The following is a 25,382-nucleotide window of genomic DNA, read 5'->3' on the forward strand; positions in this document are numbered from 1 at the left end:
CGCAGCGCAGGCAATACCGGCGATCTTTCGCGAGCGTGATCAGTCGGCCCGAACCCTCCATCCCGAAACGCCCGCCAAGTTAATGAGCGCGCGTGCGCGCGCGATACCAGGGCCGGCAGCCAATCTCAAGAAGGCGCGCGGGAGTGTGCTCTTCTTCACGTCGACCATTCAATCCTTGTCGCCTCGCCCGACGTTGTGGTTATGGTCTTCGCCGTGCCCGGAGACAGGCCGGGCACCCGACGGGTGCACGCCGAATCCCTGCCCCCACCCGCCGGAAACAAAAACCCGATGGCAGGAGCGGGGGAACCAATACCCGGCCACCGAACCTGGTGGCCTTGGGGTGAAGCCGCAGGGCCGTTGGCAGCAATGAGGAACCGTCTTCCTTGCTGTCGAAGGCACAGGATTTGGGAGTTCCTGACATGCGGCCGGGCTTGTTCCCTGCCCGAACCCGACAGCTCACCTCGCAGGCGTGGGGAAGGAAAACTCACGCATGTCCGACGCACGTACCAGTGGCCGACAACGCCGCAGCAGTACCCGCAGCCGGGCCCGCACACTCGTCCCCGTACCCGTCCTTGTCGCGGCGGTCGGAGGCACAATCGCCATCAGCCAACCGGCGAACGCCGCAACGACCTGGGAAGGTCTGCGGCAATGCGAGTCCGGCGGCAACTACACAACGAACACCGGTAACGGCTACTATGGCGCTTACCAGTTCTCCGCCGGGACCTGGCGCAGTCTTGGGTACTCGGGCCTACCACACACCGCTCCACCCGCCCTGCAGGACGAGGCGGCGCTGCAGCTCGCGCTCCGTTCCGGATTCGGCCAGTGGCCGGTGTGCGGGAGCGGAATGGGCAACGACCAGCTCCTACCCGGCGCGTCGTCGTCGGGATCCGGCAGCCAGGCCTCCCGGACGGCCGAGCGCACCAGTCTGGTCGCGCAGCCCGTCGCCACCACGGGTGTGCCCCCTCTGACGCGCAACTACTCCGCGTCGGTGCACAACCAGGTCACTGACGAAATCAAGACCTGGCAGGAAAAGATGAACTCCCTCGGCTACTCCCTCGCCGTGGACGGCTGCTACGGGCCGAAGTCCGCGGCCGCGGCCAGGGACTTCCAGGCGGCGCGCGGCCTCATCGTCGATGGCATCCTCGGCCCGCAGACCTGGGCGGCCACCTTCGGCTGACGCCTGCCCGCCCCGGCGGAGCACTCGGTCGCCTGCCTGCCCGCTCATCCGCAGGCCCCAGCGCGCGGCACCGACAGCCAGCACCCCGTGAAGGCGACCTGCCTTCCGTAGCCGAACCCTCCCGGCTGCACGGGGAATGCCCCCGCCCGGACCGGATTCACTGAGCCTTTTCCACCTCGCTCACGGTGCACGGCCAGGGATGCCGCAGGCCGGAGCCGACGATGGGAAAGCCTCAACGCTGACAAGGACCCCGCCGCGAACCGGAAGTCGCTCGGGGACGTGCATGCCGTCCTCGTCTGACAACGGTCGGCCCACCGACTGCGTTCCCGCTCCCTGAGAGCGGGCCTTCACGGCCGTCCGACCGGATCCTCGTCCCTCCCTCGCCCCAGCCCCGAAAGCGCGGACGCGCGCCGGGGAGGCTCACCGCACCCGCCCGCTCCGTCCCGGCCGGGCGCGGTGATGCCAGGAGCCCCAGGAACCACCGACCGTGGCTGCACCCGTCCCAACACGGTTTTCCACACCTGATCCACACCTGAGTTGTCGAGCACCTCGCCCGACGGGACGTTCCGCCCGGTCCGTCAAGCCCGGGAGGCGTCTCATCCAGTCGCCGTGACGTGCGACGGCCCGCCCGCCCGGCGCTGACCCGGCCGTGGCGCGCGGGACGCAACGCGGAGCGCCCCAACGGTCCGCGTGTCGCAGGACCCGGACAGCCCCACCGCCGGAGCGGTACCGGCCCCGGGGCAGGTGTCCGGGCGTCGCGGCCCTCCCGCCGATCATCTCGATCACCCGCGGGACGAGTTCGGCGCGCATTCCCTCCACGGCCACGCCGAACGGCCTCCCTCGACGACGCCACCTCACCGCACCGGTCATGGCCAGATCGGTACCCGCCACACGCCGGCGATCCCGGTAGGCGGGCGTGGCGTCGGTGCTCTCCAGCTTCCGGTGGCCGGCGATGTCGCCGGCCATCCACCGCCCGCCGCCGACCCGCCCTGGCGCCGCCCCGTGTCCCCGGGCGCCCAGGCCTGGGCCGCCGGGCGGGCTTCCCCGGTCATGGACCCGCCTCGGGTCATGGACCGTCCTGGCCTGGAGCCGGCAGACGCGCCAGCCGCACGATGGACCCCCGGTGCGTCCGAGATGTCGAGGCGACGGTAATGTGGCGCGGTTGGGGTGTGATGACCATCTCCTCCACCCATCCGTCAATTGGCCCGTTCGGGTGACTCCGATATGGTCCTTTCCGATCCCGCCCTGGCCAGCCGGATTTGCGTCATGTAGGTAGATCTCGCTACAGTTCCGCCCACTCGCCTCCCCCCGGGGCGAGGTCGTGTGGACGGACGCCGAATCCTGCCCCCGTCCACTCGGCCGGTACTGGAGCGGACGACACAGGGCAGGAGTGGGGGACCCACCATCCGGGCGCATTCGTTGCGTCCTAGGGGTTAAGCCGGCGTACCGATACAGCCGGGACACACCGGTCCGCGAGGACGGGCCGGGTCCTGGTACGCCGACCGGGCAGCTTCCAGCCCGAACCCGACAGCTCACCCCGCAGGCGACGGGAAGGACACCTGATGCGGTCGCATGATCGTGATCCCGTCCGTTCGACCGGTCGTGGTGGCAGGCACCGCGCGGCACAGCCGCCGTCCACCGCCACCCGTGTCCTGCGGACCACCGGGGCCGTAACGGCCCTGGTCGGAACAGGGCTCGCCGTCACCGCGGCCCCTGCCGGCGCCGCGACGGCGGACGATTTCGCCCGGCTGCGCCAGTGCGAGTCCGGCGGCAACTACGCCATCAACACGGGCAACGGCTTCTACGGCGCCTACCAGTTCGACCAGCGCACCTGGACAGGCCTCGGCTACCCCGGTCGACCCGACCAGGCTCCGCCGGCGATGCAGGACGATGCCGCCTACAAGCTGTACGACTCGCGTGGCTGGTCACCGTGGCCGGCCTGCAGCAACAAGCTCGGCCTGACGCGCAACGGCCCAGCCCCGGCATCCTCGGGCACCATCGGCGATGCAGTCGAGCAGGCCCTCACACCGGCCGAGCCGCCCATGACCCTCGAACGCGCACGCAACCAGGTCGGCACCAGCTTCGGCGGTGAAGCGCTGAACGTCGGCATGGGCGACGAGGTACGCGCCGACGCGTTCGTGTGGCAGGCCGAGATGCGCGAGCGCAAGTTCGTGCTGACGGTCGACGGCAAGTTCGGCCAGGAGTCCCAGGGCGTCGCCGCGCTCTACTCGTACCTGACCCGGATCAGCGACGGGCAGCCCGGCGTGGTCGGGCAGAACCTGTGGAGCGCCACCGTCACCAGCTGACCTGTCTCCGGGCGCCTCATGCCAGCCTGGCAGATCGTTGCATGCCTGGTTGGCCTGTGGGCCGCGGCGGGCTCAGCGGCCGGCCGGTGGACCCGCCCGGCGCCGGGCGGGAAGGCGGTCGGGCAGGATGTGCCCATGACGACACCGCCCGCGAACCCGAACCTGCTGTCGGGTCCGCCGCCAACGCTGCTTCCATCCGACGCCGCTGTCGTGGAGGCGCTGAGCTCGGGTGCCGGCGCGGAGTCCGTCGCGGCCCGTTTCCCCGCTGCCTGCCTCGGCTGGGCGATCCTCGCGGAGGAGGCGCTCGGCGCGGGTCAGCCGGTGGCGGCCTACGCCTACGCGCGGACCGGCTACCACCGGGGCCTCGACCAGCTCCGGCGGTCCGGATGGAAGGGCCACGGGCCCGTTCCGTGGTCTCATGAGCCGAACCGCGGCTTCCTGCGCGCTCTGGCCGCACTGTCGCGGGCCGCGGCGGAGATCGGCGAGGACGCGGAGGCGACCAGGTGCCGCGAGTTTCTCGCCGACAGTGATCCGGTCGCACTCCGTGAGCTCGACCTCGCATAGTAGTCATGAGATGGCATAACGCAGCCAGCTTTTCCCTGTCGGGGCCGATCGGGTCCCGACAGGCCGATATCCCTAGTAACCTCGCCCGGTGCCTGCTCTAGTCCTCATCGGCGCCCAGTGGGGCGACGAGGGAAAAGGAAAGGCGACCGACCTCCTGGGCGGCGCCGTCGACTACGTCGTTCGGTACCAGGGAGGTAACAACGCCGGCCACACGGTGGTGATCGGTGCGGAAAGCTACGCTCTGCACCTGATCCCCTCCGGAGTTCTGCGAGCCGACTGCGTCCCGGTCATCGGGAACGGTGTCGTCATCGACCCGGGCGTGCTGCTGTCCGAGATGGACGGGCTGCAGGCCCGGGGGGTCGACGTCTCCCGGCTGCTGATCAGCGCGGACGCGCATCTGATCATGCCGCACCACCGGGCGCTCGACCGCGTCACCGAGCGATACCTCGGCAAGGCGCGAATCGGTACCACCGGCCGCGGCATCGGCCCCGCTTACGGGGACAAGGTCGCCCGCACCGGGATCCGTGTCCAGGACCTGCTCGACCCGGGCATCTTCAGGCAGAAGCTGGAGCTGGCGCTGCGGGAGAAGAACCAGGTCCTGACGAAGGTCTACAACCGGCGCCGGATCGATGTCGACGAGGTGGTCGAGGAGTACGCGGCCTACGCGCGGCGGCTGACGCCACACATCGCCGACACCGGTCTCCTGCTGGACACGGCGCTGCGCGACGGCAAGGTCGTGCTTCTCGAGGGCTCGCAGGGCACGCTGCTCGACGTCGACCACGGCACGTATCCGTTTGTGACCTCCTCCAACCCGACGGCCGGCTACGCGGCGACCGGGGCGGGGATCGGCCCGACCAGGATCAGCCGGGTCGTCGGGATCATCAAGGCGTACACCACCCGGGTGGGTTCGGGGCCCTTCCCCACCGAGCTCGACGACAAGGTCGGTGAGGAGCTCCGCCGGATCGGCGGCGAGTTCGGCGTGACGACCGGCCGGGCGCGGCGCACCGGCTGGTTCGACGCGGTGATCGCCCGCTACGCCGTACGGGTCAACGGGCTCACCGATCTGTTCCTGACAAAGCTCGACGTGCTTTCCGGCTTCGACACCGTGCCGGTCTGCGTCGGCTACGAGATCAACGGCAAGCGGACCGACGAGATGCCGATGACGCAGACGGACTTCCATCACGCGAAGCCGATCTACGAAGAGCTCCCCGGCTGGCATGAGGACATCTCCGGGGTGACGGACTTCGCCGATCTCCCGGACGCCGCCCGGGCGTACGTGGCGACGATCGAGGAGATGTCCGGTGCCCCGGTGTCGGCTGTGGGCGTCGGTCCCGGCCGGGCACAGACCCTGGTGATCAACGAACTGCTCTGATCACGCTGGCCCGCCACGTTGGCGCACGACGCCCAGATTCGGCGCGGTGATCCCCCACGCGCCGACAACGGCCTCGGGTTGCGCGACACAGAGTTACAGCCCAGGCTGACGTCGTCACAGTTGGCGACGACCGGGGGTGATGACGATGGCGGGGCTGCCGCCGCACCCCTCCTGGGACGACGACCGCGCCGACGCGCGCGACAGCGGGCCGACCCAGCCGGTGCCGACGCCCGCGTCGGCGACCGCACCAGCACCAGCGTCGGCGTCGACGTCGACCGAGCTCGACACGACGAGGGCGACCGCGCCGCGTCAGCCCAGCCCGGCCCGCTGGTCGCCGACGGTCCGGCCGGATCATCCGCTTGGACGCGGAATCGACCCGGCGACCTGGCCGGTCGGCTTCTCCCCGACCGGGGAGGCGCTCCCGGAGACCCTGACCGATGTACTGCTGCGCGGAAGCCACGCGATCCGCAGCTCGAAACGCGCCGAGGCGCTGCGTCTGGAACGGGCGGCGGCGATCGCCGAACACGTCCAGGCGCAGATCACGGACTTCCTCTCTTTCTGCGCGGCGGAGAATCTGACGCCTCCGGTGACGGTGCGCGCGAACGGGCGCCGGGCGGACCGCGGCTGGGACGCCGGCGTCAGCGGCGTCCCCGGCTCGGGCCGGCCGGGATCGATCCGGATCCCCGGAGCCGGCGCCGGCTTCGACGAGGACCACGGCGATCGTCACGATCGCGGCGGGCGTCATGGTCGTCACGATGAGGACGATCACGGTGAGGACGCGGTGGAGGCCGAGGATGTTCCGTCCGCGGACCGGCGGGGCGAACGGGGCGCGCGGGGCGCGGGTGCCCCGCGCGATCACCGGCGGCCGCTGCTGCGTCGCGAGCGGCTGCATGCCTGGCCGCTGCTCTACTGGCGGTGTGAGAGCTTCCCTGCTCCCGGCCGGTCGCTGCACCTGTTCGTCGAGCCCGGCGGACGCACCTTCGAGGGCCGGGACGACCCGGCACCGCTGACCGTGCTCGGCCGCGAGGTCCGCGTGTGGCCCGTCGACGCTCCGGCCATCGTCGCGACCATGGCCGAGGTTGATGCCCGGCGCTGCGCGCTGCACCTCGTGCACGGCATGGCCCACATGCTCTGGCAGGCCGGGGTCGGCCTCTGAGACCACGGGAAGAAGGCTCAACGATCAAGGTGCGCGCTAACCTGGACCCCGTGACTTCCGCGCCTGCGTCCTTCGCCCCCTCCAAGCGATGAAGGTTCTTGTTGTCGGGTCCGGTGGGCGTGAGCATGCTCTTTGCCGCGCACTCTCCCGGGATCCGGCGGTCGGCGCGCTCGTGTGCGCCCCTGGAAACGCTGGTACGGCGGAGCTTGCCGAGCCACGCCCGCTTCGGGTCGAGGATCCGGACGCGGTCGCCAGCCTGGCCGAGGCCGTCCACGCCGACCTGACCATCGTCGGCCCGGAGGTCCCGCTGGTGGCGGGTGCGGGCGACGAGCTTCGGGCCCGCGGGCTGCCGGTGTTCGGGCCGTCCGCCGCCGCGGCACGGCTGGAGGGCAGCAAGGCCTTCGCGAAGGAGATCATGCGTGCGGCCGGCGTGCCGACGGCCGACTCACGAGATCACACCGAGATCTCCTCGGCGCTGGCCGACCTCGACACGTTCGGCCCGCCCTACGTCGTGAAGTACGACGGCCTGGCGGCCGGCAAGGGCGTCACGGTGACCACTGACCGGGACGTGGCGGTCGAGGCCGTGCGTGCCAGCCTGCGTGACACCGACGACCGGGTGGTTCTGGAGGAGTACCTCGACGGGCCCGAGGTCTCGCTGTTCGCGATCGTGACCGAGTCCGGTGCCGTCGTGCCGCTGTCGCCCGCTCAGGACCACAAGCGGGTCGGCGACGGTGACACCGGCCCCAACACCGGCGGCATGGGCGCATACACCCCGCTGCCCTGGGCGCCCGCAGGCCTGGTCGACGAGGTGGTCCGTACCGTGATCCGACCCACGGTGGACGAGATGGCACGGCGCGGGACCCCGTTCACAGGCCTGCTCTACGCAGGGCTGGCGCTGACGTCCCGTGGCCTTCGTGTGGTCGAATTCAACGTTCGCTTCGGTGACCCCGAGGTTCAGGCGATCCTGGCCCTGCTGAACTCGCCGCTGACCGCGGTGCTGTCCGGCCGCGTGCGCCCGACGTGGCGTTCCGGGGCAGCGATCACCGTCGTCGTGGCGGCGCCCGGCTACCCCACCGCGCCTCGGCTCGGTGGCCCGATCCGTGGTCTTACCGCCGCGGGTGCGCTGACCGGTGTCGATGTACTGCACGCCGGGACTCGCCGCGACGAGAGCGGGCAGGTCGTCGCATCGGGTGGCAGGGTGCTCTCGGTCACGGCCATCGGCTCCAACCTCGAGTCCGCGCGAGGATCGGCGTACGAAGCGGTCAGCCGCATCTCGCTCGACGGGGCGCACTACCGCACTGACATCGGGGACCCGTCCCGGATGCCCCACGCGGGAACCAGCAGAAACCGGTAGGAAGCAGAGGAGTGAGCGTGTCTCAGGGCAAGTCGTCGCAGAGCAATGGATCGAGTAGCAGCTCGGCTGGGCCGCGGGTGGCGATCGTCTACGGCTCTCCGTCGGACACCCAGACCATGAGTAAGGCCGGTGCAACGCTGGAGCGTTTCGGCGTCACCTACGAGGAGGTCTCACTCTCGGCGCACCGTGCGCCGCGCACCCTGGCCGAGTACGTCGGGCAGCTGCGCGAGCGGGAGATCTCCGTCGTGATCGCGGGCGCCGGGCTCGCCGCGGCGCTGCCCGGAGCGGTCGCCTCGATGACGACACTGCCCGTGATCGGCGTCCCGATCTCCGGCGGCGCGCTGGACGGGATGGACTCGATGCTGGCCATCGCGCAGATGCCGCCCGGCGTGCCGGTGGCGACGGTGGGGCTCAACAACTCGACGAACGCGGCGATCCTGGCGATCCAGATCCTCGCGCTCGGCGACCCTGACCTGGGGCTGAAGCTGGCGACGTTCAAGGACGAGTTCGAGCAGGCGGCGGCCGACTCCCTCGCCGACGTCGCGGCGGCGCGCGCATGATCGGTCGTTACACGCTGCCCGACATGGGCCGGGTGTGGTCCGAGGCCAACAAGTACGAGCTGTGGTGCAAGGTCGAGGTCCTCGTGATGGAGGCCCACGCGGCCGCCGGGCGCATCCCCGCCGACTCGGTGGACCCGGTGCGCGCCGCGCCCGCGCCGACACCCGAGGCCGTCGCGGAGGTCGAGGCGGTCACCCAGCACGACGTGATCGCCTTCCTCACTGCCTGGGCGGACAACACCGAGCCACGTTCCGCCGCGGCCTACGTGCACTTCGGGATGACCTCGTCGGACCTGCTCGACACCGCGCTCGCCTGCCAGCTCGTCGAGGCCACCGACCTGCTGCTGGCGCGGGCCGACCGGCTCGTCGCCGCCCTGCGTGACCTTGGTCTGGCGCACCGGGAGACGCTGCGCGTCGGGCGTACCCACGGCATCCACGGCGAGCCCACGGTGTTCGGCCACCGGGTCGCCGATCTGGCGTTCGGCATGGCGCGGTGCCGTGACCGGCTGCGCGCGGCGCGGGCGGACGTCGGCGTCGCGAAGATCTCCGGCGCGGTCGGCACCTACTCCAACATCGACACCGATGTGGAGAGCTACGTCGCGGACAAGCTGGGGCTGACCCCGGCGCCGGTCGCGACGCAGGTCGTCCTGCGTGACGGGATCGCGTCCTGGGTGGCCGCGCTCGCCGGCCTCGCGACGGTGTGCGAGGCGGTCGCGCTGGAGGTGCGGCACGGCCAGCGCACGGAGGTCCGTGAGCTGTCGGAGCCGTTCGGGTCGGGCCAGAAGGGCTCGTCCGCGATGCCGCACAAGAAGAACCCGATCATGTCCGAGCGCATCGCCGGGCTCGCCCGGATCGTGCGGGCCCAGTACGTGCCCGTGCTGGAGGGTGTCCCGCTGTGGCATGAGCGGGACATCTCACACTCGTCGACCGAGCGCATCGCCCTGCCGGACGCTGCCTGCGGTGTGGACTACCTGCTGCACCTGACCACCCGGCTCGTCGACGGCCTCGTCGTCGACCGGGCTCGGATGCGGGCGAACCTCGACGCCACCGGCGGCCTCGTCTACACCTCGGCGGTGCTGCTGGAACTGGTCGAGACGGGGCTGTCACGCGAGGACTCCTACGCCATCACCCAGGCCGCCGCGATGGAGACCTGGCAGACGGGCGTGCCGTTCCGCGAGACGCTGCGCAAGCACGCGGCCGACCGCGGGCTGCCCCTCGACGAGGCCCGCCTCGACCAGGTCAGCCGGCCGGAACGCTATGTCGAACGGCTCGGCCCCGTCTTCGACCGGCTCGCCGCGCTGGTCTGAGCCACCAGACGGCCGCCCGGCCCGCTGGCCGGGCGGTACGGTCAGACCATGCCGCTGACACATGAGGAGTTCGCCGGGCTCACGCACCTGGGCTCAGGAAAGGTACGCGAGCTGTTCGCCGTCGGGGACGACGCGGTACTGCTCGTCGCGAGCGATCGCATCTCGGCTTTCGACGTCGTGCTGCCCACCGAGATCCCCGACAAGGGGGCCGTACTCACCGGGCTTTCGTTGTGGTGGTTCGACCAGCTGCGTGACCTGGTGCCCAGCCATGTGATCAGCTCCAGCGTGGACGAGTACCCCGCGGAGCTCGCTCCCTATAAGGAGCAGCTCCGCGGCCGTTCGATGCTGTGCCGGCGGCTGGACATGGTCCAGATCGAATGCGTCGCCCGTGGCTACCTGACCGGCAGCGGGCTGAAGGACTACCGCCGCACCGGCGCGGTCAGCGGTCATCCGCTCCCGCCCGGGCTGGAGGACGGCAGCAAGCTGCCCACGACGATCTACACCCCGTCGACGAAGGCGCCCATCGGCGAGCACGACGAGAACATCAGCCGGGACGACGCCGCCGGCCGGGTCGGCAAGGAGCTGGCCGCCGAGCTGGAGCACCTCACCCTCCAGATCTTCGGCCGGGCCAGTGACCTCGCCGCCGAGCGCGGGATCCTGCTCGCCGACACCAAGTTCGAGTTCGGCCACGACACCGACGGCGTGCTGCGGCTCGCCGACGAGGTGCTCACCCCCGACTCGTCCCGGTTCTGGCCCGCCGACGCCTGGACGCCTGGCGGGGCGCAGCCGTCCTACGACAAGCAGTTCATCCGCAACTACCTGGTCGACACCGGGTGGGACCGTAACCCGCCGGCGCCGGAGCTCCCGGCCGACATCGTCGAGTCGACCCGGGCGCGCTACGTCGAGGCGTACGAGCGACTGACGGGAATCTCCTTCCAGGACTATCTGTCCACCGCCTGAGCCGGCGCAGCGCCGGCCGGGAGCGCCGGCCGGGAGCGCTGAGCGGGAGCGCTGCCGAGGCGCCGACCGGGGGACAGCCCTACCCTGCCCCCGCCAGCGCTCCGCACCCCGGATTCGGCGGTCCGCCGCAGTGACCGAAGGCTCGCGCAGCGAGATCGTTCTCGCATGCGCACGAGACCTCCGATCACATCGACGTCGCACTATTCGACCCGTTCCACGCCTGCCACCCACCTGGCCGCCCGGGCGGCCAGGTGGAGCGTGCGGCACCGGCGGCTGGCCATCGGGGGATGGTTCCTCGGCGTTGTCCTTCTGACGGTGCTGGGCTCCCTCGTCGGCACTCACACGCTGACCGACAGCGACTACGGCGTCGGCGAGGACGCGCGCGCCCAGCGCACCCTCGCCGACCACGGCTTCACGACTCCCGCCAGCGAGAACGTGCTGATCCAACGGCCGGACGCGGCGAGCAGCCCGGAGGCGCTCCTCGCCGACCAGCGGCTCCGTGCCGCGATCGATGACGTCGCCGAGCGGGTCCTCGCCACCGGCGCGGTGACGAACCTGCGGGCGCCGGTCACGTTGCCGCGGGTCGAGACCGAGGCCGACCTCGGCCTCGTTTCTCCCGATCGGCGCTCGGTTCTGGTGACGTTCGAGATCCTCGGCGACGCCGACACCGCCACCGACCGGATCGAGCCGGTGCTCGCCGCGGTGGACGCCGCTGCCCGGGAGCATCCAGGGCTGCGTGTCGAGGAGGTCGGCGAGGCCAGTGCCGAAAAGGCACTCGGAGACACCGTCGGCAAGGACTTCAAGCGGGCCGAGCTGCTCGCGATTCCGTTGACTCTGGGCATTCTGCTCGCGGTCTTCGGTGCCGTGGTCGCCGCGCTGATCCCGGTCGTACTCGCGCTGACCGCCTTCGTCGCGGCGCTGGGCGTGGTCGCGTTCAGCAGCAGGCTGCTGCCGACAGACGAGACCGCGACGTCGGTCATGCTGCTCATCGGCCTGGCCGTGGGGGTCGACTACGCGCTGTTCTACATCCGGCGCGAGCGGGCCGAGCGGGCCGCCGGGCACAGCCCGCGGCAGGCGCTGGAGATCGCCGCGGACACATCGGGGCACGCGGTCCTGGTCTCCGGCCTGACCGTCGCCGTGTCCATGGCGGGCCTCCTGATCACAGGTCTGGACGTGTTCAGCGGGGTCGCCGGCGGCACGGTGATCGTGGTCCTGATCGCGGTCCTCGGCTCGCTGACCGTCCTGCCCGCGGTGCTGTCCTGGCTGGGTGACCGGGTCGAGCTGCTGCGGCTGCCGGGGCGCCGCCGGGTCACCGACCGCACCCCGGCTCACGCCGCCTCCGTCGACACCAACACCGACACCACGACCGGCACCACGACCGGCACCACGACCGGCACCACGACCGGCACCGGGACCGGCACCGGGACCGTGACCGGCCCCGCGCGACTCGGAATCATGGGGCGCCTGCTGCGCCGTCCCGGCCCGGTCGCCGTCGTCACCGGTGGGCTGCTGGTCCTGCTCGCCCTGCCGGCGTTCGGGCTGCGGACCAGCGAGCCCGGCATCGACGACCTCCCCGACGACCTGCCGATCATCCAGTCCTACGACCGGGTCGAGGCGGCCTTCCCCGGCGAGCAGAGTGCCGCGGTGGTGGTCGTCTCCGCCGACGACGTGCGCTCGGCCGAGGTGGCCGCGGCCATCACCGGGCTCAGGCGCGAGGCCGTCGCCACCGGAGTGATGTACGAGCCGATCACGACCGAGATCAGTGGCGACGACCGGGTGGCGAAGATCGCCATCCCGATCGCCGGCAGCGGTACCGACGACGTGTCCCAGCGGGCGCTGGCCAGGCTGCGTGACACGGTGATCCCGGCGACTGTCGGCGCCGTCCACGGGACATCCGCCGACGTCACCGGTCGGACCGCGGGTTCGGTCGACTTCAACCGGCAGCTCAACGGGCGGACCCCGCTGGTGATCGGCTTCGTCCTGGTCCTGGCGTTTCTGCTGCTGCTGGCGGCCTTCCGCAGCCCGCTCGTGGCCGCGGCGGCCGTGGCGCTGAACCTGCTCTCGGTCGCCTCGGCATACGGCCTGCTCGTGGTCGTGTTCCAGCACCACTGGGCGGACGGCCTGCTCGGCTACACCTCCACCGGCACCATCACGAACTGGCTGCCCCTGATGCTGTTCGTGATCCTGTTCGGACTGTCGATGGACTACCAGGTCTTCGTGCTCAGCCGGGTCCGGGAGGCATACAGCGCCGGGCTTCCGATGCGCGAGGCGGTGCTGGCCGGCGTCCGGAGCAGCGCCGGCGTGGTCACCAGCGCCGCCGTGATCATGGTCGCCGTGTTCAGCGTGTTCGCGACGCTGTCGCAGGTGAGCATGAAGCAGCTCGGGATCGGTCTGGGCGCCGCGATCCTGCTCGACGCGACGGTGATCCGGGTGATCCTGATGCCCGCCGTCCTCACGCTGATCGGCGAACGCGCCTGGCGCCGCCCGGCGGTCACCGCCGTCGGGGTGTCCGTTCCGAGACCGTCGACGAGCCGGGAGGCCACAACGGACGCCACCGCGGCGGGCACCCACCCGCGGCTCGCCAGCCAGATCCCGCCGGCCGCGATCGGCGAGTAGGCACCGCTGGCCGGCAGGCGAGCAGGCACAGCGAACGGACGTCCGCAACAGACGTGACAGACCGCGAGCCGCCGCCCGAGATCTCCCCGGGCGGCGGCTCGCCGTTGCTGTCCCCTGATCGGGCGATAGGGAAAGACAGCCAGGTCACAGATGGGTTCAGGGGACGTTGCGGGCGAGCTACAGTGTCCGCGACGTCCGGTACCCCACCCGAGGACTGGAACGAATCCGAATGCCTGTACTCATGCCTGCTCAGATGCCCATCCCCCCGCGCCCGGCACCAGCCGGCACCGCGAGCCCGGCACCGGCCGCATCACGCGGCACCGCCCGGCCCGTCGTCGTCCGCACCCGCGCCGAGCTCGCCGCGGCACTGGCCCAGCCGGTCGTCCGCAGGGAGCAGACCGCCGCGGCATCCGCGGACCAGACACCCCCCGACCACACCCCCACGGACCCGGCCCCGACGGGCCAGGCCCCCGCAGCCTCGACTCCCCAGTCGCGGGAGGCGCGGGAGGCGGCACCCGCCCGAGGTGTCCGCGGTGTCGTCATGACCATGGGTGCGCTGCACCGCGGTCACGCCGCCCTGATCAGGGAGGCCCGGCGGCGCACCGACCAGGTCGTGGTCACGATCTTCGTCAATCCGTTGCAGTTCGGGCCCGGCGAGGACCTCGACCGCTACCCCCGCACCTTCGCCGCCGACCTGGACGTCTGCGCCAGCGAGGGGGCCGACATCGTCTACGCGCCGAGCGTGGTGCACGACCCGGCTCCGCTGGTCACCCTGAGTGCCGGGCCACTGGGCGACGTCCTGGAGGGAGCGTCCCGGCCAGGCCACTTCGACGGGATGCTCACCCTGGTGGGGACCATGTTCCACCTTGTCCGGCCGGATGTGGCGTTCTTCGGCCGCAAGGACGCCCAGCAGCTGGTCTGCATCCGCCGCATGGTCGACGACCTGGCGTTCCCGCTGGAGATCGTCGGCGTGCCGACGGTGCGTGACACCGACGGGCTCGCCCTTTCGAGCCGCAACGCCTACCTCGACGCCGACCAGCGGCGCAGCGCGCTGGCTCTCTCCCGAGCACTGGCCGCCGGTGCCGCCCGGGCCACCGATGGCGCCGACGCCGTGCTCACCGCGGCCCGGGCGGAGCTCGCCTCCGAGCCCGGTGTGGACGTCGACTACCTGACCCTTGCCAGCCGGTCCGACCTCGGGCCGGTCTCCACCGGACCTGCACTGCTGCTGGTCGCGGCCCGGGTCGGGACCACCCGGCTCATCGACAACATCGACCTCGTGCTGGCCGACCCGGCCGCACGATCCGCGCGGCAGTCCGCCGGCCGGCAGCCGGCCGCGGTCTGCGCAGCCGACGGCAACGGTTACCAGGGGGTCTGACCGGTGTTTCGAACCATGCTCACCTCCAAGATCCACCGGGCGACGGTGACGCAGGCCGACCTGCACTACGTCGGCTCCGTCACGATCGACGCCGACCTGATGGAAGCCGCCGACCTGCTTCCCGGCGAGCAGGTGACGATCGTCGACATCAACAACGGCGCGCGCCTGGAGACCTACGCGATCACCGGCCCGGCGGGCAGCGGTGTCATCGGGATCAACGGGGCGGCGGCCCGCCTGGTGCATCCCGGCGATCTCGTCATCATCATCTCGTACGGGATCATGGACGACGCCGAGGCGCGGCGATACACCCCCAAGGTCCTCTTCCTCGACGCGCAGAACCGCATCATCGGCCGCGGCGGCGACCCGGCGGAGGCACTCCCCGGCGACCCGTCCAGCCTGCGGGGCGACATCCTGGCGGCCGGTGGCGTCCTGGGCTCCGGCGCTGTCCTGGGCTCTGGTGACATCGTGGGCGCCGGGCAGGGGAGGGCGTAGCGCGGTGCCAGTTCTCCCACACCGACTCGGCGCACCGCGTCCGGGCTGGAGCCGGGACGCGGACGTCGTGGTCATCGGATCCGGTATCGCGGGTCTCACCACGGTGCTGCGCACCCGGGCGGCCAGCCCGGACCGCCGGGTCCTCCTCGTCACCAAGGCCCTGCTGGACGCCGGTTCGACCCGCTGGGCACAGGGCGGGATCGCCGCGGCCCTGAGCGCCGAGGACTCCCCTGCCGAGCACCTGCGCGACACCCTCGTCGCCGGCGTCGGCCTGTGCGACCCGGCGGCGGTCGAGGTCCTGGTCACCGAAGGTCCGGCCCGGGTACGTGAGCTCGCGGCACTCGGTGCCCGGTTCGACCGGGACCCTGGCGGCGACTTCTCGCTCACCCGCGAGGGTGGCCACCTGCGCGACCGGATCGCACATGCCGGCGGCGACGCCACCGGGCTGGAGGTCGAGCGGGCACTGATCGCCGCGGTGCGCGCCGACCCGGCCGTCGAGGTGCTGGAGAACGCCCTCGTCCTGGATCTGCTGATGGATCAGGCGGGCCGGGCGGTCGGTGCGACGCTGCACGTCCTCGGGGCGGGCAGCCAGGATGGCGTCGGCGCCGTGACAGCCCGGGCGATCGTTCTGGCCACCGGCGGAATGGGGCAGATCTTCGCGTCGACGACCAACCCCGCGGTCTCGACCGGTGACGGCGTCGCGCTCGCCCTGCGGGCCGGTGCAGTCGTGACGGACCTGGAGTTCGTCCAGTTCCATCCGACCGCGCTGTGGCTGCCCTCCCCCGAGGCCGGTCAGCAGCCGCTGGTCAGCGAGGCTCTGCGCGGCGAGGGCGCGCTGCTGGTGGACGCCGCCGGCCGGCGGGTGATGCGCGACGTGCACCCGCTGGCCGACCTCGCGCCCCGGGACGTCGTCGCGAAGCAGATGTCGCGGGTGATGGCGGAGCAGGGGGTGGACCACCTCTATCTGGACGCCCGGCACCTGGGCACCCAGACCCTGCTGCGCCGGTTCCCCACGATCACCGCGCGCTGCCGGGAGGCCGGGGTCGACCCGGTGACGGCACCGATCCCGGTCGCTCCGACGGCGCACTTCGCCAGCGGCGGGGTCCGCACCGACCTGTGGGGGCGGACCAGCGTTCCCGGGCTGTACGCCTGCGGGGAGGTCGCCTGCACCGGAGTGCACGGCGCCAACCGGCTGGCGTCGAACAGCCTGCTGGAGGGCCTGGTCTTCGCGGCGCGCATCGCCCAGCACATCTCCGAACAGGACACATCGAGCTGGGACGGATCCCAGGAGCCGGCTGCTTCACCGCTCGCCGGTGCCGCCGCCGTGATCGGTGTTCCGGCGGGCGCGCGTGGCCGCGGTCTGACGGACCCGACCGAACGCGGCGACCTGACCCGGGCCATGACGGATGGCGCGGGCGTGCTGCGCAGCGCCGAGAGTCTGCGGGCGACGGGAAAGATGCTGGCCGGCCTCGGCGATCTTCGGGTCAGCGGGGCCACGGTCACCGCCGGCCCGGCGGCCTGGGAGATGACCAACCTGCGAATGGTGGCGACCGCGCTGGTCGCCGCGGCCCAGATGCGCACCGAGACCCGGGGCTGTCACTGGCGGGAGGATTTCGCCGACCGCGATGACGAGCACTGGAGCGGACACGTGCTGACCAGGCTGGACCCGGAAGGGGAGCTGATCTTGACGTACGAGGCACCGCCGCGGCCAGCCGAAGCCGGCTCGGCCACGTCTGTCTCACCGTGGGCCCGGCAGAGCCGACCGACATCGGACTCCGCCGCTGCTCCCGCTTCGTCCCGGCTCCGGTCGGCATGAGCCCCACCCGCGTCGCGCCGGCGGAGCCGTCGACGACGACCAGGACCACAACCGAGACAACGACTGAGACGACGACCGAGACGACGACCGAGACGACGGCCGCTCAGATCTCGGCTCCCGTCCTGACTGCCCTGAGGTCCACCGGGCTGGCCGAGTCGGTGGTCTTCGACGTGATCCGCCGAGCACTGAACGAGGACCTTCCGGGGCCCGACGGCGAGGATGCCACGTCGGCCGCGACCGTGGATGCGGCGCTGACGAGCCATGGCTCGGTGGTGTCCCGCGCCGACGGCGTGGTCGCGGGGGTGCCGGTCGCCGCCGCGGTGTTCGAGCTCCTTCTCGGTCCGGCCGTCACCGTGACGCCGGTGATCGCCGATGGTGACCGGGTGGCCCCGGGCACGGCGGTGCTGCAGGTCAGTGGGCCGGTGCGTGGTCTTCTCACCGCCGAGCGAACGGCGCTGAACCTGCTCTGCCATCTCTCCGGCGTGGCCACGGCGACCCGGCGATGGGTGGACGCGGTCGCCGGCACGGGCGCGGTCGTGCGGGACACCCGCAAGACGCTCCCGGGCCTGCGGGCTTTGGAGAAGTACGCGGTGCGCTGCGGCGGCGGCAGCAACCACCGGATGTCGCTGACCGACGCCGCGCTGGTCAAGGACAACCATGTGATCGCGGCCGGCGGGGTGGCGGCGGCCTTCGCGGCCGTGCGCGCCCGCTTCCCGCACCTGGCCGTCGAGGTGGAGTGCGACACCGTGGAGCAGGTGTCCGAGGCAGTGGGCGCCGGGGCCGACCTGATCCTCTGCGACAACATGTCACTGGACGATCTTCGTGCGTCGGTGGCCATCGCCCGGCCCGCGGGCGTCCTGCTGGAGGCAAGTGGCGGGCTGACCCTGGACGTCGCCGCCGCGGTCGCCTCGACCGGCGTGAACTACCTGGCCGTCGGTGGTCTCACCCACTCGGCGCCCGCCCTCGACCTCGGCTTCGACCTTGCGGTGGCCGGCTGATGCTGCTGACGATCGACGTTGGAAACACCAACACCGTCCTGGGCGTGTTCGACGGCGCCCAGCTCGCCAACTCCTGGCGGATCCGCACCGATCCCCATGCCACCGCGGACGAGATGGGGCTCCTTTACACCGGCCTGCTCGGCAGCCACCAGATCGACGGTGTCTCCGTGTGCTCGACGGTTCCGGCGGCGCTGCGCGAGATCCGCCGGATGGTGAGCCGCACCTACCGGGGCATCCCGACCGTCGTGGTCGAGCCGGGCACCCGCACCGGGGTGCCGATCCTCATCGACAACCCGAAGGAGGCGGGGGCCGACCGGATCATGAACACACTGGCCGCGCACCACCTCTACGGCGGACCGGCGATCGTGGTCGACTTCGGGACGTCCACCAACCTCGACGTCGTTTCGGAACGCGGCGAGTTCCTGGGTGGCGCGCTCGCGCCCGGCATCGAGATCGCCCTGGACTCACTCGCCTCGCGGGCCGCCCAGCTCCGCAAGGTCGAGCTCACGACGCCACGTTCGGTGATCGGTAAGAGCACGGTCGAGGCACTCCAGTCGGGCATGATCTACGGGGCGGCCGGGCAGGTCGACGCGCTGGTCCGGCGCATCCGCGCCGAGCTGGGCGCCCCGGCGACCGCGATCGCCACCGGCGGGCTGGCCTCGCTGGTGCTCAAGGAGAGCGAAACCCTCGACAACCATGAGCCGCATCTGACCCTGATCGGCCTTAGGCTTGTCTTCGAGAAGAATGCGGAGACACGCTGACGCCGCGCCGTCTCACCGCGCGGTTCGGTGACCGGAGAACCGCGCGGTTCACGCTTTCACCGCGGTGCGCTTATGCATCGCCGAGGGCGGTTTCGGTCGGTTCTCCGGCGTGTCGGGCGCGCAGCGGGTCGGAATTCCTCCGCCGGTCACGGGCGCGGGTTAGCCTCTCTCCATGCGGCGCAGAACGTGGGCGGTCTCACGAATCCCTGGTCCACGCGGGCAACGTGCATCCGGGCCGTCCCGATCTCTCCCGACCGGCCCGTTCGTCCGGCGCTCGCCGTTCACCTGGGCCGCATTCCTCGCGTCAAGCACACTGATCCTCCTCACCGCGGTGCCGGCCGCGACGGCCGGCGCGCAGCCCACCACGACGGGCGCGCTCACGATCGCCGCGCTTGGCGACTCCTACTCCTCCGGCGAGGGCTCGCCTCCGTTCCTTGCCGACGCGGGCAGCTGCCGCCGTAGCACCGGTGCCTGGCCACGGCTGCTCGCCACTCTTGACCCGCCGATCACCACAGTGCTGCACGCCGCCTGCGGTGGCGCGACGACGAAGGAGATCACCACGTCCCAGCGGGGCAACCCCTCCCAGCTCGACCAGTTGCGCGCGCTGCCGAAGGCCCCGAACGTGGTGACGATCACGATCGGCGGCAATGACGCCGGATTCGGCCGGGTCATCATGAGCTGTGTGCTCTGGAAGTGCTTCTGGGACGGTAACGACCGGCGGCGGCGGGACTACCTGCAGGACGAGCTTCCGGGAATTCTCGTCACCACCTACAAGGAAGTGAAGGCAGCGGCGCCGAACTCGCGGATCGTCGTCGTCGGATATCCCGACATCTTCCCTCGATCCCAGCGAAACAACACCTGCCGCTGGCTCGACAGCAGCGAGCGCAGGCAGCTCGTCGGCCTGAACAACACTCTCAATCGGACGATTCGTCGGGCCGCCAAGGATGCCGGCGTCGAGTTCATCTCCACCAGCAGATCCCTGCGCGACCACGAGATGTGCACCAAGGACTCGTGGGTCAACCGGGTGGGCCTTCTCAGCGCGGACCGAGACCTGAGCGCTCACCCCACCCAGGAGGGGCAGCAGGCGCTGGCCCGGACGATCCACGACGCCCTCGTCGACAAACGCTGACCGATCAGTCGGCCGGTCAGTCGGCCGATCGGACGGCGGCTTGATCGGACAGCCACTGACTGTCCAGCCGTTGGCTGGACAGCAGCTGACAGACCAGCGGCGACGTCAACGCACCAGGTGCGGGTGTCGTCCGAGCTCGAGCAGCACCCGCTGGCTGTCCGCGCCTTCCCAGCCACCCGAGACCCGGTCGGCGTCCTGCGGCGTCCAGCGGTCCAGCATCCGCACACCGGCGGAACGCAGCGTCTGGCAGGACGTCGCATAGGCGGGGTGGGCCGCCTGCGCGGCGGTGAGGCAGGGTGCGACGACGGCCGGCAGGCCGAGCCCCAGTGCCTCGGTCAGCAGACCCAGGACGAGCGTGTCCGCGATACCGGCGGCCCACTTGTTGATCGTGTTGAAGGTCGCCGGGACGACGGCGAAGGCGGTCGGTGGTGGAAGCACGTCCGGCTGCCCCGGCAGCTTGTAGTCGGTCCGGACGGGATGCCCACTGACCGCGGCCAGCGCCGGCAGGTCCAGCCATACCGCGGCACGCGACGTCGTCACGACGCACACGTCCCACCCGTCCTGCTGGGCCTGCGCCACGAACTCGGCGGCGGCGAGCGCGGGCGGTGCCGCGCAGACGACGTGGTAGAGCACACGCTGTGGTGACGTCATGGATACAAGTCTGGACTGTCAGCGACCAGGGCGGGGTCGAATCGACGTCCCGACGGCCAGGCCGACATCGGCGACTGGTTCGCGACACGCCGGCCACGGCGAACCGGGGGGCGGAGCAGACCGGGAAGAAGGTGGAATGCGCCCGTCAGCGCCGCCTGGAACCACCACAACCTGGACCGCAGCGACTCGTTCGCAGGAAGAAGTCTTGCGCCCGCGACTGTCACGCATCGGCTGCGCTGCACCACGAGCCGTCTCAAGATAAGGTTAGCCTCACTTCTTGATCTCGGGATGTGGAGTCAACACCGGGACACTCGGTTCCCGGAGTCGCCGCCCATATCGATCACTGTCGCCGGCTGTCGGGCAACCGACTCCACCAGGGGGTCAGGGCCAGAAGCCGGACCCCTGGGCAGGTTGTGACCATTTCCAACAAATCGGCCCGCGACCGGTGAATCCACAGGTCAGCGGGCTGCCAGCAACCAGGACACCTGGAGCGACCGCGACAGGTGGGCGACGCCGAGTTGACTGTCGAGTTGAAGTTAGGCTTACCTAACACCATGTCTCACGCGCCGCCCCGCCACCCGCAGCACCTCTCCACGGGTACCTCTCGCCTGCCGGTCGACCTGGCGGTCCGTGCCACCAACCTGACCGGCCTCGAAACCACCCTGTGCACGGTGCGGGCGGCGCTGGACCACCGCCGGGCGATCGCCGGCCCGCCACCGTCGCCGGACGGCTGGATCCGGGCCGACGAGCTGCACGATCCCGCGAAGCTCGACGAGGCCCTCGCCGTCGTTCGCGATCACAACCAGGCGACGGCGGAGGTCGCCGTCAGCTACTTCACCGCGTGGTACGCCGCCACCATCGTCGGCCCGGCCATCGCGATGTTCGTCCTGGCCCGGCGGGTGCCGGACCTTGCCCCCGCCGGGATCTCGGTGCACTGCCACGAGGGCGGATGGTGCGACAGCACGGCATTCCACCGCCCGCGGCTGGCGCTGCTGCGCTCCGATCCGGCGCTTGCCGATCACCTCGACCTGCTCGACGCGAAGGTGAGCGTCGACCTCGGCGGCACCGACCCGATCGAGGTGACGATGGTCGCGGCGGACGTCGACGCCCTGCGTGCGCAGCTTGTCGGCCAGATCATCGGCCACCTGGAACCGATGATCAACAGCCTCCGGTCACGCGCGCGGCTCGGGCTCGCGGCCCTGTGGGGAGCGGTGGCGTCCCAGTGCGGGCGGGCGTTTCTGCTCACCGAACGGGTGAGTGGTGATCCGCACATCGGGCGCCTGGAGGCGGACGCCTTCTTCGCCGACGCGGCGCCGACCCTGCGGGCCCGGCCGACGTGGCAGCAGTTCGTCCACCACGGTCGGACCTACACGGGTATGCGCCGCGGATCATGCTGCCTGGCGCATCGGCTGACCGAGGAGTTCTGCACCGCCTGCCCGTTCGTGGCGACGGACGAGCGTGAGCATCGGCTGCGGGAGTGGATCGACGCCCAGGGACCCGGCGGTCTGGCCGTCTGAGACGCCCGTCGCAGGGCAGGGGAACAGTGGAAGGAAGGCCGCACAAGCAGGAGCGGTGAGCCTTCTCCGTCTCACGGCCCTGGCCAGCCAAGCCGCGAGTCCGAGTCGACGACGGAAAAGGCTCAGTCACCGCGAGCAGCAGCCAGGCCAGTTATGAGGTGATCGCGATGAGCTGAGGCCAGCCGTGACAGGACGTCGACGAGGGCCCAAGCCCCCCGCCTGCCTACGGGGCGTGCACGACCGGCGTGGGCCGCGGTCGGCGATGTCACAGAAGGTGGCACGACAATCAACGCCGGAAGGGAACCTGGCGACCACATTCGGCCAAATGTGATCCGTATCACACCCTCGACCCAGGCGCATACGTTACCGTCGGTAGTGCCGGCTTGGGCCGGTGACGGTTGGTCGCGGTCCGAACCGCTCCCACCGCCAGCACGGAGCATCGCGGCTCCGAGCGTGAATCTGATCATCATCGCCCGCCATCGAGCCCCACACCGAGGTTGTCGGGGTAGACATGTCGTTCCGCTCTTGGCGGAACCACGTGACGGAATCATGCCTGGTCGGCCACGGTTGCCATGAACGTCTCCGCTGGTAGGCCGGCGATCCGGCCGCAGCGCCGTCCCCGACGAAGAGGGCGGTTCCGGCGGGTAGGTTTCTGTTCGATGCGTGAGGACATGCCTCGGCGGAGCTAGCATGCGGATACCGGCTGTCGTGTGGTCGGTCGCAGCTCGAAGGAGCGCACATGTTCGAGAGGTTCACCGACCGGGCACGTCGGGTCGTCGTCCTGGCTCAGGAAGAAGCCAGGATGCTCAACCACAACTACATCGGGACCGAGCACATCCTGCTCGGCCTGATCCACGAGGGCGAGGGCGTCGCTGCTAAGGCCCTCGAGTCGCTCGGGATCTCGCTCGAGGGTGTGCGGTCGCAGGTCGAAGAGATCATCGGTCAGGGTCAGCAGGCGCCGAGCGGGCACATCCCGTTCACGCCCCGGGCCAAGAAGGTCCTTGAGCTGTCCCTGCGCGAGGCTCTGCAACTCGGCCACAACTACATCGGCACCGAGCACATCCTGCTCGGCCTCATCCGTGAGGGCGAGGGTGTCGCCGCCCAGGTGCTGGTCAAGCTCGGCGCGGACCTCAACCGGGTCCGCCAGCAGGTCATCCAGCTCCTGTCCGGCTACCAGGGCAAGGGCGACCCGGCCACCGCCGGCGCCCCGGCCGAGGGCACGCCGTCGACCTCGCTGGTCCTCGACCAGTTCGGCCGCAACCTCACCGCGGCCGCTCGTGAGTCCAAGCTCGACCCGGTCATCGGGCGCGAGAAGGAGATCGAGCGCGTCATGCAGGTGCTGTCGCGCCGGACGAAGAACAACCCGGTCCTCATCGGCGAGCCCGGCGTCGGCAAGACGGCCGTCGTCGAGGGGCTGGCGCAGGCGATCGTCAAGGGCGAGGTGCCCGAGACCCTGAAGGACAAGCAGCTCTACACCCTCGACCTCGGCGCTCTAGTCGCCGGGTCCCGCTACCGCGGTGACTTCGAGGAGCGGCTGAAGAAGGTCCTCAAGGAGATCCGCACCCGCGGCGACATCATCCTGTTCATCGACGAGCTCCACACGCTCGTCGGCGCGGGTGCCGCCGAGGGCGCGATCGACGCCGCCTCCATCCTCAAGCCGATGCTGGCGCGCGGCGAGCTGCAGACGATCGGCGCGACCACCCTGGACGAGTACCGCAAGCACCTGGAGAAGGACGCCGCCCTGGAGCGGCGCTTCCAGCCCATCCAGGTCGCGGAGCCGTCGGTGGCGCACACCATCGAGATTCTCAAGGGCCTGCGCGACCGGTACGAGGCGCACCACCGCGTCTCGATCACCGACGCCGCCCTCGTGGCCGCGGCCTCCCTGGCCGACCGCTACATCTCCGACCGGTTCCTGCCGGACAAGGCGATCGACCTGATCGACGAGGCCGGGTCCCGGATGCGCATCCGCCGGATGACCGCTCCGCCGGACCTGCGCGAGTTCGACGAGCGCATCGCGAACGTCCGCCGGGACAAGGAGTCCGCGATCGACGCGCAGGACTTCGAGAAGGCCGCGTCGCTGCGCGACAAGGAGAAGACCCTGCTGGCCGAGAAGGCCAAGCGGGAGAAGGAGTGGAAGGCCGGCGACATGGACGTCGTCGCCGAGGTCGGCGACGAGGAGATCGCGGAGGTCCTCGCGATCTGGACCGGCATCCCGGTCTTCAAGCTCACCGAGGAGGAGACCGCCCGCCTCCTGCGCATGGAAGACGAGCTGCACAAGCGCGTCATCGGCCAGGAGCAGGCGATCAAGGCCGTCTCGCAGGCGATCCGGCGTACCCGCGCCGGCCTGAAGGACCCGAAGCGCCCCGGTGGCTCGTTCATCTTCGCCGGCCCGTCCGGTGTCGGTAAGACCGAGCTCTCGAAGACGCTGGCGGAGTTCCTCTTCGGCGACGAGGACGCGCTGATCCAGCTCGACATGTCCGAGTACATGGAGAAGCACACCGTCTCGCGGCTGGTGGGCTCCCCGCCCGGCTACGTCGGGTACGAGGAGGGTGGCCAGCTCACCGAGCGGGTCCGGCGCAAGCCGTTCTCCGTGGTCCTCTTCGACGAGGTCGAGAAGGCCCACCCGGACGTCTTCAACACGCTCCTGCAGATCCTGGAGGACGGTCGCCTGACCGACTCCCAGGGCCGGCTGGTCGACTTCAAGAACACCGTCCTGATCATGACGTCGAACCTGGGCACCCGGGACATCTCCAAGGGCCCCGGCATCGGCTTCGCGACCGGTCAGGGCGCGATCGACTACGAGCGGATGAAGGCCAAGGTCCAGGACGAGCTCAAGCAGCACTTCCGGCCTGAGTTCCTGAACCGGATCGACGACATCATCGTCTTCCACCAGCTCTCCGAGGTCGAGATCATCCAGATCGTCGACCTCATGCTGGCCCGGGTCGACTCGCAGCTGAAGAACAAGGACATGGCGCTGGAGCTCACTCCCGCCGCCAAGGTCCTGCTCGCCAAGCGCGGTTACGACCCGGTGCTGGGCGCCCGGCCGCTGCGCCGGACGATCCAGCGGGAGATCGAGGACGTCCTGTCCGAGAAGATCCTCTACGGGACGCTGCGTCCCGGCGAGATCGTCGTCGGCGACGTCGAGGGCGAAGGCGAGGAGGCGAAGTTCGTCTTCCGCGGCGAGCCGAAGCCGAACTCGGTGCCGGACGCCCCGCCGATCGACCTGGCCAAGTCCAGCGAGTGACACTGTGTCGGTAGTGTGACCGATGGTTCC

General features: G+C 70.8%; 19 protein-coding genes and 2 riboswitches. Of the genes, 18 read left to right on the forward strand and 1 reads right to left on the reverse strand.

Annotation, left to right across the window (positions count from 1 at the left end; genetic code table 11):
• Positions 1-238: 238 nt before the first annotated feature.
• Positions 239-485, forward strand: a riboswitch (cyclic di-AMP (ydaO/yuaA leader).
• Between the two features lie 5 nt (positions 486-490).
• The 16 genes from FREUN1FDRAFT_RS21665 (at position 491) to FREUN1FDRAFT_RS21745 (ending at position 19,940) form a co-directional block, all read left to right on the forward strand.
• Positions 491-1,177 carry a transglycosylase family protein gene (locus FREUN1FDRAFT_RS21665; protein ID WP_006542327.1) on the forward strand — a complete coding sequence of 229 codons (687 nt, stop codon included), beginning with the start codon at positions 491-493 and terminating at the stop codon, positions 1,175-1,177.
• Between the two features lie 1,322 nt (positions 1,178-2,499).
• Positions 2,500-2,738, forward strand: a riboswitch (cyclic di-AMP (ydaO/yuaA leader).
• 1 nt (position 2,739) lies between these two features.
• On the forward strand, positions 2,740-3,483 hold the full coding sequence (locus FREUN1FDRAFT_RS21675; RefSeq protein WP_006542329.1) for a transglycosylase family protein: 744 nt from the start codon (positions 2,740-2,742) through the stop codon (positions 3,481-3,483).
• Between the two features lie 135 nt (positions 3,484-3,618).
• Positions 3,619-4,047 (forward strand): DUF3151 domain-containing protein, encoded by a 429-nt coding sequence (locus tag FREUN1FDRAFT_RS21680; RefSeq protein ID WP_006542330.1) that lies wholly within the window; start codon positions 3,619-3,621, stop codon positions 4,045-4,047.
• A gap of 88 nt (positions 4,048-4,135) precedes the next feature.
• The gene (locus FREUN1FDRAFT_RS21685) at positions 4,136-5,419 is read left to right on the forward strand and encodes an adenylosuccinate synthase (RefSeq protein ID WP_006542331.1); all 1,284 of its coding nucleotides are present in this window, start codon (positions 4,136-4,138) and stop codon (positions 5,417-5,419) included.
• Between the two features lie 145 nt (positions 5,420-5,564).
• Complete coding sequence (locus FREUN1FDRAFT_RS21690; RefSeq protein WP_006542332.1) at positions 5,565-6,575, forward strand: hypothetical protein; 1,011 nt, start codon at positions 5,565-5,567, stop codon at positions 6,573-6,575.
• Between the two features lie 88 nt (positions 6,576-6,663).
• On the forward strand, positions 6,664-7,929 hold the full coding sequence (purD, locus tag FREUN1FDRAFT_RS21695; RefSeq protein ID WP_006542333.1) for a phosphoribosylamine--glycine ligase: 1,266 nt from the start codon (positions 6,664-6,666) through the stop codon (positions 7,927-7,929).
• Between the two features lie 11 nt (positions 7,930-7,940).
• On the forward strand, positions 7,941-8,489 hold the full coding sequence (purE, locus tag FREUN1FDRAFT_RS21700; RefSeq protein ID WP_050795969.1) for a 5-(carboxyamino)imidazole ribonucleotide mutase: 549 nt from the start codon (positions 7,941-7,943) through the stop codon (positions 8,487-8,489).
• The gene (purB, locus tag FREUN1FDRAFT_RS21705) at positions 8,486-9,793 is read left to right on the forward strand and encodes an adenylosuccinate lyase (protein ID WP_006542335.1); all 1,308 of its coding nucleotides are present in this window, start codon (positions 8,486-8,488) and stop codon (positions 9,791-9,793) included. The genes purE and purB overlap by 4 nt, the downstream gene beginning before the upstream one ends.
• Before the next feature lie 48 nt (positions 9,794-9,841).
• Positions 9,842-10,753: a phosphoribosylaminoimidazolesuccinocarboxamide synthase gene (locus FREUN1FDRAFT_RS21710; protein WP_006542336.1), complete on the forward strand. Its 912-nt coding sequence runs from the start codon at positions 9,842-9,844 to the stop codon at positions 10,751-10,753.
• A gap of 165 nt (positions 10,754-10,918) precedes the next feature.
• Positions 10,919-13,369 (forward strand): MMPL family transporter, encoded by a 2,451-nt coding sequence (locus FREUN1FDRAFT_RS21715; protein WP_006542337.1) that lies wholly within the window; start codon positions 10,919-10,921, stop codon positions 13,367-13,369.
• A 229-nt stretch (positions 13,370-13,598) separates the two neighbouring features.
• The gene (panC, locus tag FREUN1FDRAFT_RS21720; protein WP_006542338.1) at positions 13,599-14,744 is read left to right on the forward strand and encodes a pantoate--beta-alanine ligase; all 1,146 of its coding nucleotides are present in this window, start codon (positions 13,599-13,601) and stop codon (positions 14,742-14,744) included.
• A gap of 3 nt (positions 14,745-14,747) precedes the next feature.
• Positions 14,748-15,236 (forward strand): aspartate 1-decarboxylase, encoded by a 489-nt coding sequence (gene panD, locus FREUN1FDRAFT_RS21725; RefSeq protein ID WP_006542339.1) that lies wholly within the window; start codon positions 14,748-14,750, stop codon positions 15,234-15,236.
• Between the two features lie 4 nt (positions 15,237-15,240).
• Complete coding sequence (locus tag FREUN1FDRAFT_RS21730; RefSeq protein WP_006542340.1) at positions 15,241-17,052, forward strand: L-aspartate oxidase; 1,812 nt, start codon at positions 15,241-15,243, stop codon at positions 17,050-17,052.
• On the forward strand, positions 17,049-18,050 hold the full coding sequence (nadC, locus tag FREUN1FDRAFT_RS21735) for a carboxylating nicotinate-nucleotide diphosphorylase (RefSeq protein WP_006542341.1): 1,002 nt from the start codon (positions 17,049-17,051) through the stop codon (positions 18,048-18,050). Before FREUN1FDRAFT_RS21730 ends, nadC begins: the two co-directional genes overlap by 4 nt.
• Positions 18,050-18,811, forward strand: coding sequence for a type III pantothenate kinase (locus tag FREUN1FDRAFT_RS21740; RefSeq protein WP_006542342.1), 762 nt, complete (start codon positions 18,050-18,052; stop codon positions 18,809-18,811). The genes nadC and FREUN1FDRAFT_RS21740 overlap by 1 nt, the downstream gene beginning before the upstream one ends.
• Before the next feature lie 172 nt (positions 18,812-18,983).
• Positions 18,984-19,940 (forward strand): SGNH/GDSL hydrolase family protein, encoded by a 957-nt coding sequence (locus tag FREUN1FDRAFT_RS21745; RefSeq protein ID WP_006542343.1) that lies wholly within the window; start codon positions 18,984-18,986, stop codon positions 19,938-19,940.
• A gap of 105 nt (positions 19,941-20,045) precedes the next feature.
• Here the strand turns inward: FREUN1FDRAFT_RS21745 and FREUN1FDRAFT_RS21750 are convergent, their stop codons facing one another.
• Positions 20,046-20,591, reverse strand: coding sequence for a flavoprotein (locus FREUN1FDRAFT_RS21750; protein WP_006542344.1), 546 nt, complete (start codon positions 20,589-20,591; stop codon positions 20,046-20,048).
• A gap of 554 nt (positions 20,592-21,145) precedes the next feature.
• Here FREUN1FDRAFT_RS21750 and FREUN1FDRAFT_RS21755 point away from each other — a divergent pair.
• Together FREUN1FDRAFT_RS21755 and FREUN1FDRAFT_RS21760 are read left to right on the forward strand one after the other, a co-directional pair.
• A complete protein-coding gene (locus FREUN1FDRAFT_RS21755; protein ID WP_157475135.1) occupies positions 21,146-22,108 on the forward strand; it encodes a ferric iron reductase in 963 nt (320 codons plus the stop codon).
• Positions 22,109-22,847: 739 nt separating this feature from the next.
• Positions 22,848-25,352, forward strand: coding sequence for an ATP-dependent Clp protease ATP-binding subunit (locus FREUN1FDRAFT_RS21760; protein ID WP_006542346.1), 2,505 nt, complete (start codon positions 22,848-22,850; stop codon positions 25,350-25,352).
• Positions 25,353-25,382 lie beyond the last annotated feature (30 nt).

The organism is Parafrankia sp. EUN1f, assembly GCF_000177675.1.
Taxonomy (GTDB): domain Bacteria; phylum Actinomycetota; class Actinomycetes; order Frankiales; family Frankiaceae; genus Parafrankia.